The sequence below is a fragment of the Paenibacillus sp. VTT E-133291 genome, assembly GCF_002264395.1.
GTDB classification, from domain to species: domain Bacteria; phylum Bacillota; class Bacilli; order Paenibacillales; family Paenibacillaceae; genus Paenibacillus_AQ; species Paenibacillus_AQ nitricinens.
On sequence record NZ_NFVA01000084.1, the window covers coordinates 1 to 18,867 of the forward strand.

An 18,867-nucleotide genomic window follows, 5' to 3' on the forward strand; every position below is an offset into this window, starting at 1 on the left:
TAGAAAATCTACTTTTGAGACAGCCCCTTTTTTGTTGATCTCTAGTGGTTTCTACCATGAATTGTTAATGATTGTCCTGGTACGTAGTAATCATTTTTGATATACTATATTGGCTAATATTAACAGTGGAAATAGGGGAGGATTACGTGATGTTATTCCGACAAAACGATGTCATTCTGTTTCAAGGCGACAGTATAACGGATTGGGGTCGCAATTATGAAGATGCGTCATCGCTTGGTGTAGGCTATGCATTGATGATCGCCGCTCGTCTGGGGCATTTATATCCTGAGAAGAATCTTACGTTTTATAATCGTGGAATTAGCGGAAACCGTGCAGTAGATTTGCAGGAACGCTGGGAGAAGGATTGCCTGAATCTGAAGCCGACTTGGGTATCCTTATATATTGGGATTAACGACACTTGGCGCCGCTTTGATTCTGGTCAGGAAACAACGCCTGAACAATTTGAAGCTGCCTATCGTGACCTGATCGAACGCACGCAGCATTCGCTGGCTGCTAAATTAGTCTTAATCGAGCCATTCGTGTTGCCTGTCCCAGAAGATCGTAAAACCTGGCGCCAGGATCTGGACCCTAAAATTCACATTGTTCGTGAACTGGCACGTGAATATGGTGCATTGCTTGTTCCGCTGGATGGCCTGTTTGCTGCGGCATCCGTGAAAGCAGAACCTGCTTATTGGGCTCCGGATGGAGTACATCCATCACCTGCGGGTCATGCGCTTATTGCAGAGGCTTGGCTTAAGACGGTAGGCGCAATTCAAGCATAATCGTCTGATCGTATCACTACATATTTACTGATTCTATAAGACTAGAACCACTCATTAAAGGAGCAGGTTGTAGTCTTTTTTTTAAAATATAAGAATTTATATGTTCCATGTTATAAATTATCCTTATATTTCTCGTTTAAACACTTGTCGCCCCTATAGGGATGCGAAAGCGTTTATGCTTGTAACGGTTCGGAAAGCCGATTTCTTTATATTTATGGACGCTGTTATAATTGGATTATGTTTCTTTTCTTGGAGGCGGTCCGTATTAGGCATTTACTGTGTGTTGTATCATTGGTAGTGGTTACGTTGTTAAGTGGATGTAAGAATGATGTGGGATTCATCAATGCCAGGTGGATCACCGGAGTGTCATTAACCTCAGTAACAACCAGTGATCAGAATCAAGCTGACCAATCAGAATATTCTGAGACCCTGATGCTGAAGGACTCCACTCTGATTAAGACACTTGCGGAAGCTATGAACAAGAGCAATAAATTGTTGGGAGAGCTGGATTGGGCTCCTGAATTTAAAATGAAGCTTGTTTACGGTGATGGCTACTCGAAGGATTATTACATAGCAATAGGTGATGAACCCGGCTATAGAGGAGTATTTACTACAGCCGAGAATGGTGGTCAAGGCTACTCTATTCCGGTGAAGAATTCGGACCAATTAAGGAAACTCATTTTTGGGGCAGCAGATAAGGCGAACATTGAACAGACGGAGTCGTTGGAGTCTTCGGTCAAGGTTAAAGGGCCAGTAACAATATCACATAATGACCTCTCTTCGGTCACTACTAGAGCCGAATTCTTGGATCTGCAGCTTTTAGATGGAACCTACAGTGAGAATTGGACAACACCAGGTCCGTTGATGGGAAGAAATTGGAGTGGCCGATTTGGGCTTGCGCTTATCGATGATCAAGGAAGAACTTTGTATCGTTTTCCGCTCAGCGAACATTTTAAGGACCCCTTAATATTTAATGATTTTTTTCAAATTCAATTTGAGGATTATAATGGCGACGGCGATCCGGATTTTACGATTGGTCAGTACGGATCCAGTAACGGTTACTTCTATAAGCTGTTTACGCTTAGGGAAAATAACAGTATAGAGGAATTAGAGACCAAACCAGACTCTGATTTGTTTATCAGCACTTCTAAGGGGTATTCGATAAAGCTTGATAAAGTGGATGATCATAGCTTCAAGAGAAGTTATTACGATAATGTAGCGGGTAAACAGATGGAAGATATTTTTCAGTGGAATGGAAGTGCATTTCAGAAGTTAGACAAGTGATTCATACCAGAAGTGAGAGGAATGTGTGATAGATGACGAGTGATACCATACAAGATTTAGAAGGGCTAAAAGCCATAGGGAAAGTAGTAGGACATACCATCGCCGAGATGAAAAAGAAAGTAACTCCAGGTATGACAACAGCGGAGCTTGATAAGATTGGAGCTGAAATTCTAGCGGAATTCGGAGCATCTTCAGCCCCAATGAAAACGTATAATTTTCCAGGCAGCACCTGCATCAGTGTGAATGAAGAGGTTGCACATGGGATTCCTGGTCCTAGAGTGATTAATGCTGGTGATTTGATCAATATAGATGTATCTGCTGAGCTAAATGGATATTATGGGGATGCCGGAGTTTCGTTTCAATTACCACCTTATAATGATGATATTCTTCGTCTATGCCAGAGTGCAGAGGAAACTATGATGAGCGTGATCAATCATCTGAGAGCAGGGATGAAGGTCAATGAGATTGGCAGAATGATGGAACTCGAAGCTCGGAAACGCGGCTATAGAGTGGTACGTAATCTGTGCAGCCACGGGATTGGCAAATCACTCCATGAGAAGCCTTTTGAAATCTTACCATTCTACAATCCAAGAGTGACTACAGTATTAAAAGAGGGACAGGTGATTACAGTTGAACCCTTTCTCTCAACTGGGGCAGATTACGTGGAGCAACAGTCGGATGGATGGACACTAAGTGTTGTAGACAATGGCCGGGTAGCACAGTTTGAACATACGATTATTGTGACTAAAGGTGAGCCTATCATCCTAACCAAACCATAAAGAGGAGAGTGCGAAATTGAAAATCGCCTTTATACTTTTTGACGGGATTACGTTCTTAGATTTTGCGGGGTTCTATGATGTAATTTATCGATTGGGGCAATTTGAAATCGGCAAAAATTTGTCTTGGGATATATGTGCAGCGTCGGAGGAAGTGACGGATGAGTTAGGTTTCACAGTTAAAGCTGGAAAAGTGCTGCCAGTGCTTTCGGAGTATGACATGGTATTTGTACCTGGAGGAATGGGGACACGTAAACTCCAGTATGATGAAGCTTTTGTATCGTGGATTGCAGGTGCTCACAATGTTCCTTATAAGGTATCCGTCTGCACAGGCTCACTGCTGCTTGGGGCTGCGGGGCTGCTAAAAGGGAAAAAAGCTACTACCCATCCATCTGCCTATGAATTACTAAAACCTTACTGTGAAGAAGTTTTAGAGACCCGTATTGTGCATGATGGTAATGTGATTACAGGTGGTGGAGTTTCCACTTCCATTGATCTGGGGTTATATCTGATTTCACACTTGGCTGGAGAAGCAGCAAAGAATTCGGTAAAAAAGCAGATTGATTATCCATACGAGATGCAGGGGATTGTTCGAATCTGAAGTTAAATACCGGAGGGATCAGAAATGGCTGGACAAAAAATGATGGTTATGCTGTTTCAGCAATGGGTAAGCGATACAGAACAGTGGGTACAACTTAGAGATTTGCTGATGAAGGAGAGCAATCTTCCCGGGCCGCGAGTGAATTTGGAGCTCTCAGGAAATTTTTCCGAATATTTCGCTCATCCTAAACTAACAAAAACAGACTGGGAGTTTCTTAATTCATGGGCTAATCTTACAGAGGCAGAAGCTGGGGTGAATGATCCCCGTGAGTTTCTGCCGTTTTGTGCGGTTAGAGCGCTGGGTGCTTATTACAGCTACGCTAAAGAAGATCAGCAAATTATGATTCAGAGCATCATTAAGGCAGCTATGAACGACTCCAGGTGGAGGATGCGTGAAGCGTCTGCTATGGCGCTGCAAAGTATAGGGGAGGATGATTTTGCCCTTGTCAGGCAGCTGATCGACATGTGGGAGGAGGGTGCGAATGGGTTTGAACAACGAGCTTTTGTAGCAGCGTTAGCTCATCCTCCTCTTTTAAAAAAGAAAGAGAATACGCTTTATTGTCTTCAGTTGGCTACTCGAATCATCGAGAGTATGGGGAGTGGGGAAGTGCAATATGAGGAAGCTGAGCATTTTCGTGTATTATCTAAGGGACTTGAATACAGCTTAAGTGTATTTGTGGCGAGTGAACCTGAAGCGGGTTTTGCCATGCTGGAGAAATTCGCTAAGAGCCCTGATCACCGGATTATTAAGATTGTGAAGAGTAATCTTGGTAAGTCACGTTTGAGTAAAAAGTATGCTCTACAAGTTGCTGAGATCCTCAAGAGTTTGACAATACAGGAGAGAACATGAGGATCGGCTCTCCATTGGAATTATGAAGTGTAGTTTTACATGCATTTAACATGCCACATATGCTTAAGTGATATAACTGAAGGAACTAGGTGAAAAGGTGGCTGTTAGATGAAACTAAGTAAAGAGGAAAAATCATGGATTTTATATGACTGTGGAAATTCGGCTTATTCGATGGCAGTTACAACGGCTTTACTGCCCATTGTTTTTGGGATGTTTTCGAATGTTAACAGCAGCATGGATTTGGGGTATTTTAATTCCATAGCGAGTATTCTGGTGGCTATCCTTAGCCCGATTTTAGGGACGATGGCAGATTATAAGGATAAGAAAAAACGCTTCTTCATATTTTTCTCATTGATCGGCGTGATAGCTACTGCTTCGCTGGCTTTCGTTGCACCTGCGAGTGGGCAGTGGCAGTTATTGATTGTTTTTTATATTTTGTCAGTCATAGGTTTTGCCGGGGCCAATATTTTTTATGACTCTTTTCTGGTGGATGTAACCACGGATGAAAGGATGGATAAGGTATCCTCAAAAGGGTTTGCTTTTGGATATATCGCCAGCGTCATTCCATTCGGTATTAGCCTACTGCTGATTCTGTTTATGGGAATGGATAAATCGATTGGCTATCAGATTGGATTTATAATCACCGCCCTTTGGTGGGGACTGCTGACCATGCCTATGATCAAGGATGTGCAGCAAAGATATTACATAGAACCTGAACCAAAACCGATCATTAATAGCTTTAAAAGACTAGGAGACACGTTTAAAAATGTCAGACAGCATAAAGTAGTATTTGTATTCTTGATCGCCTACTTTCTCTATATTGATGGAGTAGATACCATTATTAAAATGGTAGTACCCTATGCGACATCGGTTCTGGGTGCGGATGCTTTTGATACCTTTACTCTACTGGGAATCTTATTAGTGATCCAGATTATCGCATTTCCATGTGCTATCCTGTACGGTAATCTCGCTAAAAAATACTCCGCTAGAACGATGATCATTGTGGGGATTTTTACATATATCATTTCCTGTATCGCGGCTTACTTTATTACTTCAGTGTGGCATATATTTATTTTGGGAGCGCTAATTGGTTCTGCCCAGGGAGGGATTCAAGCGCTCAGCAGATCTTATTATGCTAAGATTATTCCTAAGGAAAAATCCAATGAATTCTTTGGGTTTTACAATATCTTTGGCAAGTTTGCGGCGATTGTTGGTCCTGCTGTAATGTCTTTAACGACTACCCTGACAGGCAACGCTAAATTTAGTATTTTAGCGATTATTCCACTATTCATTATTGGATTCCTCGTATTTATAACTTTACCTAAAGAGCAGCTTGAACAAGATGAACCGAAGGGACTTATCCTATGAAGTCAAGCGTAGAACAAACGGCAATGGCCAAATATCTGATTGTCATCTCTTACGATGCCTTTTCAGAAGATCAATGGGAAATGGCCAGCCGTCTTCCAAACTTATCGAAATTGATAAAGAGCGGAGCACATAGTAATCAATTAAAAAGTGTATATCCTACGCTCACTTATGTGGTGCACACTACGATAGCAACCGGTGTATATCCAGATAAGCATGGTATCCATCATAACAATCCGTTTCAGCCGTTTGTGAAGGAAAAGGAGCAAAGCTGGTTCTGGTTTAGAAATGCGATAAAGGTGCCTACGATTTATGATGCTGCGCGCGAGCATAACTTGAGTACCTCTGGAATCCTCTGGCCGGTATCAGGGAAATCCTCCATCCAATACAATATCCCTGAAATCAGAGCCATCAATAACGAAAACCAGGCACTGAAGGTGTTGAAAAGCGGGAGCCCCTTATATTGTATCGAAATGGAGCTGAAATACGGCCGGCTTCGAAAAGGGATTGAGCAGCCCTATCTGGATGACTTCACGACAAAGTGTGCGATAGAAACGATTAAGCGCAAAAAGCCAAATCTTCTTATGATGCATTTGATTGATCTGGATGACGCCAAGCATGTCTACGGCACTGACAGCGATGAAGTGATGCAGGTAATCACACGTATGGATAAACGGTTAGGTGATATTATGCAAGCAGTGGATGATGCCGGAATAAAGGAGGATACGATTTTTTTGGTATTGGGTGACCATGGCCAGTTCAATGTTAGGTATAAAGTGCATCTGAACAACCTTTTGCAGGAAAAAGGGTTGATCTATGAAGATAACGGCGAAATGAAGTGGAGGGCTTACTTTCAGTGTGGGGGCGGAGCCGCTTATCTGCATATTAAAGAAGGTGATGAAGAAGCTGAACAATTAGCGTTAGCTGTTATTCAGGAATATATGAAAGATGACGCTTCAGGTATAGAGGAAATGTATACTAGAGAGCAGCTGAATCAACTTCATGTGGGCCCATCCGCTAAATATATGCTTGAAGCTAGGAGAGGCTATTGTTTCGATGAGAGCATGGATGAACCTACGATTGTTGATTTGAACAAACAAGGGATTAAATATGCTACGCATGGCTACTCTCCCAATAAAGAGGATTATAGATGCAACTTGGTGATCTCAGGGAATAAGGTGAAAAGTGATTTTCCTATAGGGGATCTGGAAATGGTAGATATAGCTCCTACGATGGCAAAGATTTTAGGGATTGATTTTAATCCTTGTGACGGAAGAGTTTTAGATGAAATTTTCTTGGTATAGATTGAATATATATAAAGTCGGAATATTTACTTGAGCCATATCCATCTACAATGGAATTAAATTGAATTTAGAGGTGGATTGGATATGGATGCTGGTATTAGACAAAAAATTTTAAATAAAAACGACAGACTTATTCATATGGTTATTGAACGTGCTAAGAGAGATTTTCCTGATGACATTGCAATCATTGGGCTTACAGGTTCTTTCAGTACCGGAGATTTTCATGAAAAAAGCGATCTTGATCTAATCATAATTAATAACACGGCCCAAGGCTGGGGGATATCTTCATGTTTTATTTTGGAGGATGTTGGCTACGACATATACTGTACGCCATGGGAAACAAGGATAGAAGAACAAGCGAATCTTGAGAGTCCGATGATTTCGTGTCTAATAGATCTAGAGCTGTTATATTGTGCGAAACCTGAATATCTGGAAAAGCTAAATTTATATAGACAAAGAGCACTCGATGCTTTGGCAAAGCCTATAGGGAGTGAATGTATTAGTAGAGCGAAAAAGAGTATAGACATAGCAAAGCAAGAATATACAAATACATTACTTTTTGAAGATATCGGAGCAGTGAGATATGCTTCAAGCGAAGTTGTATACAACTTGGTGAATGCGCTAACACATTTGAACAATACCTATTTTAAAAGGGGACTTAAGAGATATCCGGAGGAAATAGCTACGTATCGGTATATTCCTGATGATTTTGAAAATAGATATTTAGCTGTGATTGATGCGAAGACAATCGTTGAAATCAGAAGTGCATCCTATAGATTTTTAGAAAGCGTTAATAATTTATATAATAAAATGTATAAGACTTTTGTGATTCAGCCTATTCCAACCTATGATAATCTTGGTGGCAGCTATGAGGAATTATGGTGTAACAGCCGTAATAAGGTTATAGCCAGTGTGGAATCAAATGATAAATCTTATGCTTATTATGCAGCCATGGGCGCACAAAATTTTCTTGATGAAATGACAGAATCAAGGGGAACAAAAAAGTTTGATCTTATGCAGTATTTTGATTCAGATCATCTGCATTTATTTAAAGAGCAGTTCCTGCAGGTCATGGATGAATATTTGGAAGAATACAATAAGGTAGGAAGGAAAGTTGAGCGATACGATAATTTTGAGGAATTATATAACGAATATATGAAGGTATGATAGATAAGAATACCAGATTACCAGATTACCAGATTACCAGATTACCAGATTACGAATTTTCGTAGTCTGGTTTTTCATTTTTTATGGAACGATAAAATTATTTTAAGTCATCTGGGTAAAATAATCGATAGTATACTAGCGGCGACTGATTTGCAAAAGTGGTGACATTTATTATAGACTATTTTTTATCGGCTTTTGTCCAGTGGATGTTATTCACTTGCAGTGATATAAAAAACTAATTTGAAGCGGGGAAATGGAATGCATAGTATAAGACAGCATCAAAAATCAAATAAACTGAAGATATTTTCAAAAGTCATATTAATTATTATAGGGGCACTTATTACTTCATATGGTCTGGAGTCCGTATTAATCCCTAACAATGTTTCAGATGGTGGTGTGACAGGCCTAAGTATCGTGGGCTCACAGCTGTTTGGATTACCGTTAGGGCTGCTAATTGTTATAATTAACATCCCTTTTGTTTGGCTGGGATATAAGCAAATTGGTAAAAGCTTTGCTATTTATTCCATTATTGGTATTGCTTCACTAGCTATTGGTACAAGCCTTATGCACCATGTGCCAACGATTATTGAAGGGGATACATTATTAATTACTGTTGTAGGCGGGATTATCATCGGTTTTGGTATGGGTTTAGCGTTACGTAATGGTGGGGCGTTAGATGGGATCGACATGTTGGCTGTATTGCTTTCACGAAAAATACCTTTTGGGACAAGTGATCTAATCTTATTCCTAAACATGTTTGTCTTTATTGTTGTTTCAACTGCATTTGGTCTACAAGGGGCGATTCTATCCGCACTTGCTTATTTTATTGCTTCTAAAGTGATTCATATTGTTGAAGAAGGACTGAGCGGTTCTAAAACGTTTAAAATCATCACCGTTCAGCCGGAAATCATGGTAGAAACGATTCGTGACCGATTGGGTCGCGGGGCAACCTATACAGATGCTTACGGTGGTTACTCGAATGAACAATTCAAAGAAATCACCTGTGTAATTAACCGTCTGGAAGAAAGCAAAATCAAAGAAATCATTCATGAAATTGACCCTAACGCTTTTGTCGTAGTATATGATGTTGCAGAAGTTAAGGGCGGTAATTTCAAAAAGCATAATATTCATTAATTACGATCCTGAAGTGACATCTCCTCCGTGTTTGACAAATGCATAAAATGTAACTATTATTGTTGCATCTGATTAATGCACTTGTTAATTGTACGACAGTAAGGCAGAAGGAGAGATTTATAGTGAACATTAGCACCCGATTTGCGGTAGCCATTCATATATTAACGTTAATCGACAGTAATAAAGAGGGCAAAAGTACCTCGGAGTGGATAGCTGGTAGTGTGAACACGAACCCTGTAGTTATCCGCCGGCTAACGAGTATGCTGCAAAAAGCAGGACTGGTAACAGCCCGCCCTGGAGTCGCAGGAGCCTCGCTATCTCGTAGTGCCGCTGAGATTACACTGCTTCAGATTTATAAGGCAGTAAACGCGGTGGAGGAGGATTCGTTGTTCTCAGTTCATGAGCACCCTAACCCTGAATGTCCAGTCGGCAAAAATATAGCCAGCGCCATTGTACCCGTATTCTCTCTCGCGCAAAAGGCAATGGAGAATGTCCTTCAAGAGGTTACTTTGGAGCAGATTGTGAATGAAATGCCTGAAATATAACCATCTCATATCGCAACTTAGAATGAAGACCACAACATGTGCTAACATGCTTGTGGTCTTTTTTTTATTAGAAATATATCTTTCATGCCATTTCGGGGATTGAGAGTAGTGACTCAAAGAAGGGAAGTAGGGCGTAATCATAGAATCTGTATTTAGAAGGCAGAAAACAGATAATACTTCATATAGGGAAACTCTAAGATGGTGAAGTGGAAAAATGAACGGAGGATTTACAGTGGAACAGATCGCATTAATCTCAGATATTCATGGGAATGTCCCGGCTTTGACAGCCGTATTAGAGGATATTAAGCAGCGTGGAATTAGCAGGATATTGTGCCTAGGGGATATTGTTGGAAAAGGGCCGAATTCAGATCTAGCCGTTGATATCATTAAGAACAATTGTGAAATCAGTGTTATGGGAAACTGGGATGATCTAATGAATCAGGATGTTGATTTTGAGATGGCCCGGTGGTGCCGGGAATTGTTAGGGAAGGACCGTTTGGCTTATTTAGGCACATTACCGTTCTCGATTGAGTTTATGATGAGTGGTAAGTTTATCCGATTATTTCATGCTTCGCCAAGAAGTTACTATGAACGGATTCAGCCTTGGGATGATTACGAAAAGCGATTGTCTATGTTTGGTTATTCCGATCTCTGTCAGGAGAAACGACAAGCGGATATCGTAGGCTATGGGGATATTCACAATGCTTTTATTCAACATTTAGAAGGGAAGACTTTATTTAATGTGGGCAGTGTGGGGAATCCTCTTGATGTCACTCAGGCATCATATGTGATTTTGGAGGGGGAGTATGGGGGCCTGACAACAGCATCTTTGAATATACAATTTGTAAGAGTTCCTTATGATATTGAGTTAGCCATTCAACAAGCCATAGATGCGGTTATGCCAGCCACAGAGCCCTATATTCGAGAGCTTAGAACTGCGCAGTACAGAGGGAATGGTCGGGGATAATTTAAGGCAACCTTAATTCATGCCATCAAAAAGTAACGGAGGGAACGTATTGAAGCTTAGTCAGGTGTTTGAGCAATTCCCTATTTTAGAAACAGAGCAACTGATCCTCAAAAAAATTGAAGTTAGTAACCTTGAAGAGGTATTTGGTATTTATAGCAATGATCAAGTGTTTGAGTACTGCGGAATCATTCCGAAACATAATAAAGATACAGTAAAGAATATGATCGGACATTTCGAGCGTGATTTTAATAAAGGGTTAAGAGTGAAGTGGGGAATTTTCCGTAAAAATAATCCATACATACTGCTAGGTATTATCGAAGCTATGGATTTTAATCAAAAAGTGGATATGGTCACGATTGGTTATTTTTTGGCGGAGTCTTATTGGGGAAAAGGGATTGCAACTCAGGCCGTTGAAACGGTGAAAAAATATTTATTTGAGACGGCAGAGGTCAATCGAATTCAAGCTGAAGTCATGCCTTTTAATGAGCGGTCCAAGCGGGTCCTTTTGAAAAGTGGCTTTATGAAAGAGGGGACGTTAAGACAAGCCCATGTATGGTCAGGTAAAGGGCTCATTGATTTGGAGATTTACAGTATTTTAGCAGAGGAATACGGAAAGGGAAAAAACAGATCCTAGTGAAAGTAGGGGAATTATGGGGACTATCGTGGTAATCGGCGGGGGGGAGCTAATCGATCTAGAAACGCTTGAAATGGATCGTGAAGTTGTGAAGTTAACCCAGAAAGCTAATCCGAAAGCGTTATTCATACCAACAGCTAGCAGTGATGCACCAGGTTATTGTGATACGTTCAACAAAGTGTATGGCGAGATTCTAGGATGTGAAACAAGTCATTTATTGCTTGTGAGCCAAACCAATACCCATGAAGAAATCGCAGAGTTAATTATATCCGCTGATCTGATTTATGTTGGTGGAGGCAATACCCGAAAGATGCTTGAAATTTGGAAAAATACCGGCGTGGATGTGCTTCTAAAAGAAGCGTACACCGCTGGGACCATATTAGCAGGGCTGAGTGCAGGTTCCATTTGCTGGTTTGACTATGGGCATAGTGACTCTGAAGCCTTTGATGATGAAGGGAACTGGCAGTATATTAAGCTTGAAGCGCTGGGAATTCTGCCAGGTATTCATTGTCCGCATTATGATGAGGATATTCGGGTTGAGGATTTTTCGCGTATGGTTAATGGTGGGGGTATACGCGGAATCGCAGTGGATAATAACTGTGCCATCATCTACAGAGATAATGAATATAAGGTGATATCAACCAGAGAAGAAGCAAAAGCCTACCGTGTGATGGACTCGGAGCGAGGTGTTGTCGTTACGCAAATCGAAGAACACCCAAGCTACAAACCACTTCAAGAAGTGTATGGTGGAGGTGATCAATGAAGTCTAATCAAATCTCAATGATCGTGGCGAGTCTTATTCTAGGAGTTTCATTTATTATTGGATGTTTAATAACTAATGGCGATAAAGAGTTGGAAGTTGATCAAGACCAGACGCCATCCATAGTAACGGCAGATAAGCTTTTGATCGATATTAAAGAGACGGCCTTATACTTAAATATGACTGAAGATCAAGTGATGAATATTATTAAAACGGAGCATGAGAATTTAAGCAGATCGGGCATTTTTCAAGGAACTATGTTTCCTTACATCAGAGTTGGTAATGAATATCTTTTTAACAAAGACTTATTAACAACCTGGGTTTCGGATGCCTCCTTAAATAGGAGGGTTTATCTAAACGGACAAACGAAATAAGGTTTTACTCGGATAAGGAAGGTGCTCTCAATTAAACTACTGTTTGTGTGCAGTCAGAATCGCTGGCAAGTCTAACTGCAGAGAAGATATTTCAAGGAATCGATGGTCATGATGTGAGATCTGCTGGAACAGAGAATCAAACTTTCTGAGGGGCATGTGGGCTGGGCGGATGTTATTTTTGTGATGGAGAAGAAGCATGTTCGAAGAATTCAATATAAATTCAGAGAGGGTGTAATCGGCAAAAGAATAATTTGTTTGAATATAACAGATGATTATTAGTAAATGGATGAAGTGTTCTTATGAATCATGTTTGGCTGTGAATCAGTCAGCATGATTTTTTTGTTGGTAATTGACAAACATATAGAAGGTAACTATACTAAAGATAGTTAATTTGTAACTGATTAAGTTACAGGAATAGTGGGAGGAAACATAATGACAACTAAAACAACACTTCATCCGGACGTAGAGATTGGTCTGGTGCAAATTAGAGTAAGTAATTTAGAGCGTTCGCTCACCTTTTATCAGAACGTAGTGGGGTTAAGTGTTCTGCGGCAATCTGGCCGTGAGGTGGAAATGACTGCTGATGGTCAGAATGTGTTATTGATTCTGCGGGAGATTGAGAATGCAAGGGTGCTTCGTCCAAACTCCGTAGCTGGACTGTATCATTTTGCTATTCTTGTTCCGGATCGTCCTAGCTTGGGACTCGTTGTGCGCAATTTGATCGCTTTGGGAATTGATGTGGGCCAGGGAGATCATTTGGTGAGTGAAGCGCTGTATATTCAGGACCCGGATAACAACGGAATCGAAATTTATCGAGATCGTCCTAGGGATACATGGAAGTATGATGCGGAAGGGCATGTAATGATGACAACGGACCCAGTGGATGTAGATGGTTTGTTGGCGGCTTCTGAAGGGTTGGAATGGAATGGGCTTCCAGCTGGAACGGTGATCGGACATGTACACTTTCATGTGGGTAATTTAACTAAGGCGAAGGAGTTCTACGTTGGTTTGCTTGGTTTTGATCTAGTGGCTAATTATGGCAGTGCGGCAATGTTTATCTCTGCAGGTGGGTATCACCACCACATTGGATTGAATATATGGGCGGGGCAAGGCGCACCTGTGGCACCTGCAGATGCAGTAGGAATTGATTATTTCACCTTACTTCTTCCGAATGAAGCGGAGCGTACGTCTGTAGTGGAGCGTGTTAAGCAGGCGGGTTACACCGTTGTAGAAGAGAATGGAATCCCTACATTCAAAGATCCGTGGAATATTGGAATCAGACTTATAGTGAAAAGTCATACCAAATAACTAATCACCAATGGATAAGGGTTGTTGGAATCATTCAAAAGGGCCTATGAGAACACATTATGTGGAGATGAAATCTTCTTCCATACGATCATTTTGAATAGTGCGTTTAAGAATAATGTACGAACTGGGGAGAAAGTTAGATCTGGATATCGACCGAAGCATCGTTCAGGAGCTCCTTAATATAAATACTACAGTAAAAAAATCTTAAACATATACAGGAGGACAAGCTTATGAAGATCGCAGTTGTTGGAGCAAGTGGTAAAGCCGGAAGTCGAATCACTCAGGAAGCGTTAGATAGAGGCCATGAAGTTACAGCCTTTGTACGGGATGCATCGAAAGTTGCAACTCGTAAGGCAAAGGTCATCGAAAAGGATGTATTTGCACTTACCGCTGAAGATTTGAAGGGTTTTGATGTTGTTGTGAATGCTTTTGGAGCACCGTTCGGACAAGAGCATCTGCATGTGGATGCCGGAAATGTGCTTATTGAAGCATTAAAGGATGCCCCTAATATAAGATTAATTGTAGTTGGAGGTGCGGGAAGTCTATATGTAGATGAGGCTAAGACGTTTAAAGTGGCAGATACTCCTGATTTCCCTGACTTTATCAAGCCAACGGCTATGAATCAAGGGAAGAACCTGGAAATCCTGCAAGGTACAGATTCGCTGTCTTGGACTTTCGTTAGTCCATCCGCTAATTTTGCAATTGGGACTAGAACGGGTTCTTATGTGAAAGGCAAAGATCATCTGCTTGTGAATTCCAAGGGTGAGAGCTATGTCAGCTATGATGATTATGCGATTGCTATTGTAGATGAAATTGAACAGCCGCAGCATATTCGTGAACGGTTTACAGTGGTTTCGGAATCATAAGTGAGTATAACGAGTAGGGACTATGTATAAAAAGAAAGCAGAGCCAGATCAGGGCTCTGCTTTCTTGCATCAGTTTATTCTCTTGCTTCCGCAATTTCAACAATCCGTTTGTTTGCGTTTCCGCGATAAATTCCGCCATGATAGCAAATGACCGTTTCAATCTCATAATCGGCGAACTTCGTTAGAGAGGATAAAGCTTGCTTCATGTCAGGCGTTGCCGAAGGCGTGGGGCCGTGCAGCTCACCGCCTTGAACGGTAAGAGCATCCGCGGCAATTAGCGTACGGCTATCATGATGGTATAGACTCAGATGTCCAGGGCTATGTCCTGGTGTATGGATAATCGTAATTCCACCGGCAAGAGGCAGTATTTCCCCGTCTACTATGGTTCGATCTACTCTTCCTTTAGGGGGATGAGATAACACGGATAGGAAAGCGCGGCGCCATTCCTCTGGTACATGAGGGGGGATCATGGCTTCTGCCGCAGCTAAAGCTTCAGGGGTGTGTTTGAGGAGCATTCGCTCTCCTTCAATATAAGGCTGCTCGATTTCGTGAGCCAGAACTGTCAGTTCTAGACATTCTTCTGACAGTAAATCAGGTAAGCTCCCGATGTGATCTAGATCTTGATGTGTGATGATTACGGTGCGTAGTTGTTCCCAAGGCACGTGGGTTTCTTTTAGAGCTTCTTTGAATTTTGGGAGCAGGCCCGGAAATCCAGTGTCAACGAGTACAGCAGAATTGTGATCCCAGAGCAGTGTGGGGTAAATCGTGTCACTCCCGCCCATAACCTGTGCTGTAATCTCTAACATTTCTATTCCACTAGCAATATGCATAAGATCCCTCCGTGATTGATGATAAGAGCGATGCCGTTAGGCTAATGCATATAATACTTAAAATAAAATATAATTTCAATAGTGTAATTTATAATTATAACATAAATAAATATTATTGTCAATATTCATCTGATGTATTTTTTGTGTAATTTCTTGGGGACATTATTATGAGAACTTCTATTTCTAAATTTTTCCCTTACCCGAAGCTTTACGATATAATAACCAAATTAAAAAGGGAGTTGATGTGGTTTGGAGACTTTTCTAGTTGTACTCGTCCTACTGGGCCTTATCGCAATATCGAACATCATAAACCGATTTATTCCCTTTGTGCCAATACCGTTAATTCAAATTGGTCTGGGTGTAATGGTTGTGTTAATGCCTTTGGGAATACATGTGACATTGGAACCAGAGCTGTTTTTCGTATTGTTTATTGCACCGCTTTTGTTCAATGATGGGAAACGGACACCAAGAAATGAATTATGGAACTTACGGGGTCCGATCTTAATGCTAGCGCTGGGATTGGTTTTTGCTACGGTGCTTATTGCTGGATATTCGATAAACTGGATGATTCCAACGATACCGCTAGCAGCTGCATTTGCGCTGGCAGCGATCTTATCACCTACAGATGCGGTCGCGGTCAGCGCAATCGCTGGAAGGGTGCATCTTCCTAAGAGTATTCATCGCATTCTAGAGGGCGAATCATTAATGAATGATGCCTCCGGACTTGTTGCCTTTAACTTTGCCATTGCTGCAGCAGTTACGGGTTTGTTTTCTTTACCAAAAGCCTCCATTAGCTTTGTAGTTATAGCTGTAGGCGGGTTGATCGTTGGGGCATTATTGGCTTTTCTTCTGATTCGGCTAAGTGTAATTATTCGCAGACTGGGGATGGAGGATATCACAGTGCATGTGCTGCTGCAAATCCTAACTCCTTTTATTATTTATTTGATCAGTGAAGAGATAGGGGTATCTGGCATTTTGGCAGTGGTTGCAGGGGGGATTATTCATGCGGTTGAGAAGGACCGTGCCGTATCTCCGCAGTATAAGCTACAACTGGTATCTGCTAGTACATGGTCTGTTCTGCTCTATATATTGAATGGTCTGGTCTTCCTTATTCTTGGATTATCTATTCCAGACGTTATTGAAGTGATCTACCGTGATACGGCCGTGGATAATCTTATAGTTGTAGGTTATGTATTAGCCATTACTGTGCTGCTGTTTGTACTACGGTTTGTATGGGTGTACGTGTTCTCTTTAGTAGGATCTCGTATGCGAAAAATGGAGGAATCGTCTGTTAAGTCACTAGTAATCCTCACGATTTCAGGAGTGCGTGGAGCGGTTACCTTAGCAGGTGCATTCTCGATTCCCTTTTTTCTTGGGGATGGATCGCCATTTCCTGAGCGTGACTTAATCATCTTTATCGCCGCAGGTGTTATTCTAATGTCGCTTCTGATCGCCAGTATCTTTTTGCCGATCCTAGCAGGTAAAGAAGAGCCAGTTGCCGAATCAGGTGAGACAGGAGCCGAGCAGGCGGCCAAGTCTAAAGTTATTGCTGCCGGTTTAACCATGCTGCAAAGTATGATGACAGAAGAAAGTAAGGAATCCGCACAACCGGCTTTGAGTGAATTTAGAGAAAAGGTTTATAGTCTAAACCGTGAGGACCAAGCGAATGATCCAGTACTTGAGGACTTCCGCCGACTGGGTGTTGAAGCGAGGATTGTAGGTCTGCAAGCTGAACGTAAAGAACTGAACCGATTGCTGGAGAACAATGAGATTCCCGCCTCAGTGGCTCAGAAGCTGGGAGAATTCTTGGATCATAGTGAGGTTTTTCTAGCCAGAAGTCTAAATTCACAAATCAGAATATCGATTACCGAGATTAGACGGCTGTTTGCGGGAATGTTCTCAGGGCAGAATGAAGGGGAAGCTAGCCAACAAATGCTGGAACGGACTGAGTGTGCTAAAGAAGCGAAAATTGCCATGGCCCATGCTGCTATAGCTGCTATAGATGTCAGTAAGAACGAGAACAACCGAAGTGCAGCCGAGAAGGTTGCCAGCAGTTATGAGCAGCTAATTTCTCGTCTTGAGCAAGGGAAAGGCTGGACAAAGGATGGTCTGGTTGATGATCAAAAGCTTGAAATGAAGCTAAAAGCCATTCAAGAGCAGCGGGATAAGGTGCAGCAGATGTATCAGGATGGAACCATTAACCGCAAGCTAGCCGGTAAATTACGCAAGTTCGTAGATCATTTAGAGACATCGATTTGGGAGGATTAGCTGTGCTGAACAAAGTAGTGGGAGAAAGCTTGTTATTCACTGAAATTCGGGAAGAGCATTTGGCGGATGTCCTTGATATTTATAACTACTATGTGCTGAACACCACGGTATCGTTTCACACGGAGCCCTTAAGTTTGGACGAAATGCGTCAATCCGTAATGAATGATGATCCGCGATTCAAATCGTACGTGATTTTATCCTGGGATAATATCATTCAGGGTTATGTGCTGATTGCTAGACATAAGAGTAAACCGGCTTATGATAGCTCTGGGGAGATCAGTGTGTATTTGAAACCAGCTTGTGTGGGTAAAAGAATAGGAGGGCATGCCTTACGCTTTATTGAAAAAAAGGCTGTCGAGATGGATTTTCATGTGTTAGTGGCTACTGTATGCTCAGAGAATGAGCGCAGTTGCCAACTTTTTCTGAAAAATGGATATGAACAATGTGCTTACTTTAAGGAGATTGGCTCTAAATTTGGCCGGAGGCTGGATATCGCCAGCTATCAAAAAATTTTAGGGGGAATCCAGATATGAAACTTGCGGAAGCGTTAGTGAATCGAAGTGATCTAACCCGTAAAATCGCGCAGCTAAAGCAGCGGCTGGAGCGAGTCGTTAAAGTTCAAGAGGGTGAGGAGCCGGCTGAACAACCTGAAGTTCTTTTGCAGGAGTTAGAAAGAGCTGTGAATGAACAGACAATTCTGATCCGAGCGATCAATCGAACGAATTCATCCGTAGCCTTCAATGAGATTTGGAGTATCGCCGATGCGCTAGCGGAACGGGACAAAATGTTACAGCTACGGAAGCTGTTTAGCGATTTGCTCGAACAGGCTTCTATTACTCAGGATCGTTACAGCCGCACGGAGGTTCGTTTTCAGAGAACGGTGGATGTCGCTCAAATTCAGAAGCAGATGGATGAGCTGTCCAAAGCTTACCGCGAGTTGGATTTTAAGATTCAGGAGAAGAACTGGACGGTATCCTTGACAACACCGTAAAAAGATTTACCACAGCAGAAGGTAACTAATCTTCATAAAGGTGAACGCAGCCCGCCAACAGG

At 41.7% G+C, this 18,867-nt stretch carries 20 protein-coding genes; 19 read left to right on the forward strand and 1 reads right to left on the reverse strand.

The genetic code is table 11. The features are described from left to right. Positions 1-149 precede the first annotated feature (149 nt). The 16 genes from CA598_RS25175 (at position 150) to CA598_RS25255 (ending at position 14,716) form a co-directional block, all read left to right on the forward strand. A complete protein-coding gene (locus CA598_RS25175; protein WP_094878295.1) occupies positions 150-782 on the forward strand; it encodes an SGNH/GDSL hydrolase family protein in 633 nt (210 codons plus the stop codon). Between the two features lie 363 nt (positions 783-1,145). Then, complete coding sequence (locus CA598_RS25180) at positions 1,146-2,066, forward strand: YhfM domain-containing protein (RefSeq protein WP_094878296.1); 921 nt, start codon at positions 1,146-1,148, stop codon at positions 2,064-2,066. Positions 2,067-2,098: 32 nt separating this feature from the next. Beyond that, entirely contained in the window at positions 2,099-2,845 is a 747-nt protein-coding gene (gene map, locus CA598_RS25185) for a type I methionyl aminopeptidase (RefSeq protein ID WP_094878297.1), read from the forward strand. A 16-nt stretch (positions 2,846-2,861) separates the two neighbouring features. Then, positions 2,862-3,443, forward strand: coding sequence for a DJ-1/PfpI family protein (locus CA598_RS25190; RefSeq protein WP_094871317.1), 582 nt, complete (start codon positions 2,862-2,864; stop codon positions 3,441-3,443). Positions 3,444-3,467: 24 nt separating this feature from the next. Then, on the forward strand, positions 3,468-4,292 hold the full coding sequence (locus tag CA598_RS25195; RefSeq protein ID WP_094878298.1) for a hypothetical protein: 825 nt from the start codon (positions 3,468-3,470) through the stop codon (positions 4,290-4,292). A gap of 108 nt (positions 4,293-4,400) precedes the next feature. Then, positions 4,401-5,660 carry an MFS transporter gene (locus tag CA598_RS25200; protein WP_094878299.1) on the forward strand — a complete coding sequence of 420 codons (1,260 nt, stop codon included), beginning with the start codon at positions 4,401-4,403 and terminating at the stop codon, positions 5,658-5,660. Continuing rightward, entirely contained in the window at positions 5,657-6,961 is a 1,305-nt protein-coding gene (locus CA598_RS25205) for an alkaline phosphatase family protein (protein WP_094878300.1), read from the forward strand. The genes CA598_RS25200 and CA598_RS25205 overlap by 4 nt, the downstream gene beginning before the upstream one ends. A gap of 84 nt (positions 6,962-7,045) precedes the next feature. Then, on the forward strand, positions 7,046-8,128 hold the full coding sequence (locus CA598_RS25210) for a nucleotidyltransferase domain-containing protein (RefSeq protein ID WP_094878301.1): 1,083 nt from the start codon (positions 7,046-7,048) through the stop codon (positions 8,126-8,128). A 258-nt stretch (positions 8,129-8,386) separates the two neighbouring features. Next, positions 8,387-9,262: a YitT family protein gene (locus tag CA598_RS25215; protein ID WP_179283763.1), complete on the forward strand. Its 876-nt coding sequence runs from the start codon at positions 8,387-8,389 to the stop codon at positions 9,260-9,262. 122 nt (positions 9,263-9,384) lie between these two features. After that, complete coding sequence (locus CA598_RS25220) at positions 9,385-9,807, forward strand: Rrf2 family transcriptional regulator (protein ID WP_094871326.1); 423 nt, start codon at positions 9,385-9,387, stop codon at positions 9,805-9,807. A gap of 232 nt (positions 9,808-10,039) precedes the next feature. Further along, positions 10,040-10,774, forward strand: coding sequence for a metallophosphoesterase family protein (locus tag CA598_RS25225; protein ID WP_094878303.1), 735 nt, complete (start codon positions 10,040-10,042; stop codon positions 10,772-10,774). 49 nt (positions 10,775-10,823) lie between these two features. Next, positions 10,824-11,408 carry a GNAT family N-acetyltransferase gene (locus tag CA598_RS25230; RefSeq protein WP_094878304.1) on the forward strand — a complete coding sequence of 195 codons (585 nt, stop codon included), beginning with the start codon at positions 10,824-10,826 and terminating at the stop codon, positions 11,406-11,408. A gap of 16 nt (positions 11,409-11,424) precedes the next feature. Continuing rightward, the gene (locus tag CA598_RS25235; protein WP_094878305.1) at positions 11,425-12,171 is read left to right on the forward strand and encodes a Type 1 glutamine amidotransferase-like domain-containing protein; all 747 of its coding nucleotides are present in this window, start codon (positions 11,425-11,427) and stop codon (positions 12,169-12,171) included. Continuing rightward, positions 12,168-12,542: a hypothetical protein gene (locus tag CA598_RS25240; protein ID WP_094871333.1), complete on the forward strand. Its 375-nt coding sequence runs from the start codon at positions 12,168-12,170 to the stop codon at positions 12,540-12,542. The genes CA598_RS25235 and CA598_RS25240 overlap by 4 nt, the downstream gene beginning before the upstream one ends. A gap of 432 nt (positions 12,543-12,974) precedes the next feature. Next, positions 12,975-13,850, forward strand: a complete 876-nt coding sequence (locus tag CA598_RS25250; RefSeq protein ID WP_094878306.1) for a VOC family protein — start codon at positions 12,975-12,977, stop codon at positions 13,848-13,850. 230 nt (positions 13,851-14,080) lie between these two features. Beyond that, entirely contained in the window at positions 14,081-14,716 is a 636-nt protein-coding gene (locus tag CA598_RS25255; RefSeq protein WP_094878307.1) for an NAD(P)-dependent oxidoreductase, read from the forward strand. Between the two features lie 74 nt (positions 14,717-14,790). On the opposite strand, the gene CA598_RS25260 is transcribed toward CA598_RS25255, so the two are convergent. Beyond that, positions 14,791-15,546, reverse strand: a complete 756-nt coding sequence (locus CA598_RS25260) for an MBL fold metallo-hydrolase (RefSeq protein ID WP_094878308.1) — start codon at positions 15,544-15,546, stop codon at positions 14,791-14,793. A 249-nt stretch (positions 15,547-15,795) separates the two neighbouring features. Between CA598_RS25260 and CA598_RS25265 the strand changes: the two genes are divergently transcribed. Genes CA598_RS25265 through CA598_RS25275 form a run of 3 tightly spaced genes read left to right on the forward strand, consistent with a single transcriptional unit; the run spans position 15,796 to position 18,805 of the window. Beyond that, entirely contained in the window at positions 15,796-17,814 is a 2,019-nt protein-coding gene (locus CA598_RS25265) for a Na+/H+ antiporter (protein ID WP_094878309.1), read from the forward strand. Positions 17,815-17,816: 2 nt separating this feature from the next. Next, a complete protein-coding gene (locus tag CA598_RS25270; RefSeq protein WP_256989874.1) occupies positions 17,817-18,347 on the forward strand; it encodes a GNAT family N-acetyltransferase in 531 nt (176 codons plus the stop codon). After that, a complete protein-coding gene (locus CA598_RS25275; RefSeq protein WP_094871342.1) occupies positions 18,344-18,805 on the forward strand; it encodes a DIP1984 family protein in 462 nt (153 codons plus the stop codon). The genes CA598_RS25270 and CA598_RS25275 overlap by 4 nt, the downstream gene beginning before the upstream one ends. The last annotated feature ends 62 nt before the right edge of the window (positions 18,806-18,867 follow it).

Excerpts from the sequence above, each read along its gene's own strand:
- CA598_RS25175 (WP_094878295.1), top strand. The coding sequence starts at position 150 with ATGTTATTCCGACAAAACGATGTCATTCTGTTTCAAGGCGACAGTATA.
- map (WP_094878297.1), top strand. The coding sequence starts at position 2,099 with ATGACGAGTGATACCATACAAGATTTAGAAGGGCTAAAAGCCATAGGG.
- CA598_RS25195 (WP_094878298.1), top strand. The coding sequence starts at position 3,468 with ATGGCTGGACAAAAAATGATGGTTATGCTGTTTCAGCAATGGGTAAGC.
- CA598_RS25200 (WP_094878299.1), top strand. The coding sequence starts at position 4,401 with ATGAAACTAAGTAAAGAGGAAAAATCATGGATTTTATATGACTGTGGA.
- CA598_RS25205 (WP_094878300.1), top strand. The coding sequence starts at position 5,657 with ATGAAGTCAAGCGTAGAACAAACGGCAATGGCCAAATATCTGATTGTC.
- CA598_RS25210 (WP_094878301.1), top strand. The coding sequence starts at position 7,046 with ATGGATGCTGGTATTAGACAAAAAATTTTAAATAAAAACGACAGACTT.
- CA598_RS25215 (WP_179283763.1), top strand. The coding sequence starts at position 8,387 with ATGCATAGTATAAGACAGCATCAAAAATCAAATAAACTGAAGATATTT.
- CA598_RS25235 (WP_094878305.1), top strand. The coding sequence starts at position 11,425 with ATGGGGACTATCGTGGTAATCGGCGGGGGGGAGCTAATCGATCTAGAA.
- CA598_RS25240 (WP_094871333.1), top strand. The coding sequence starts at position 12,168 with ATGAAGTCTAATCAAATCTCAATGATCGTGGCGAGTCTTATTCTAGGA.
- CA598_RS25250 (WP_094878306.1), top strand. The coding sequence starts at position 12,975 with ATGACAACTAAAACAACACTTCATCCGGACGTAGAGATTGGTCTGGTG.
- CA598_RS25255 (WP_094878307.1), top strand. The coding sequence starts at position 14,081 with ATGAAGATCGCAGTTGTTGGAGCAAGTGGTAAAGCCGGAAGTCGAATC.
- CA598_RS25260 (WP_094878308.1), bottom strand. The coding sequence starts at position 15,546 with ATGCATATTGCTAGTGGAATAGAAATGTTAGAGATTACAGCACAGGTT.
- CA598_RS25275 (WP_094871342.1), top strand. The coding sequence starts at position 18,344 with ATGAAACTTGCGGAAGCGTTAGTGAATCGAAGTGATCTAACCCGTAAA.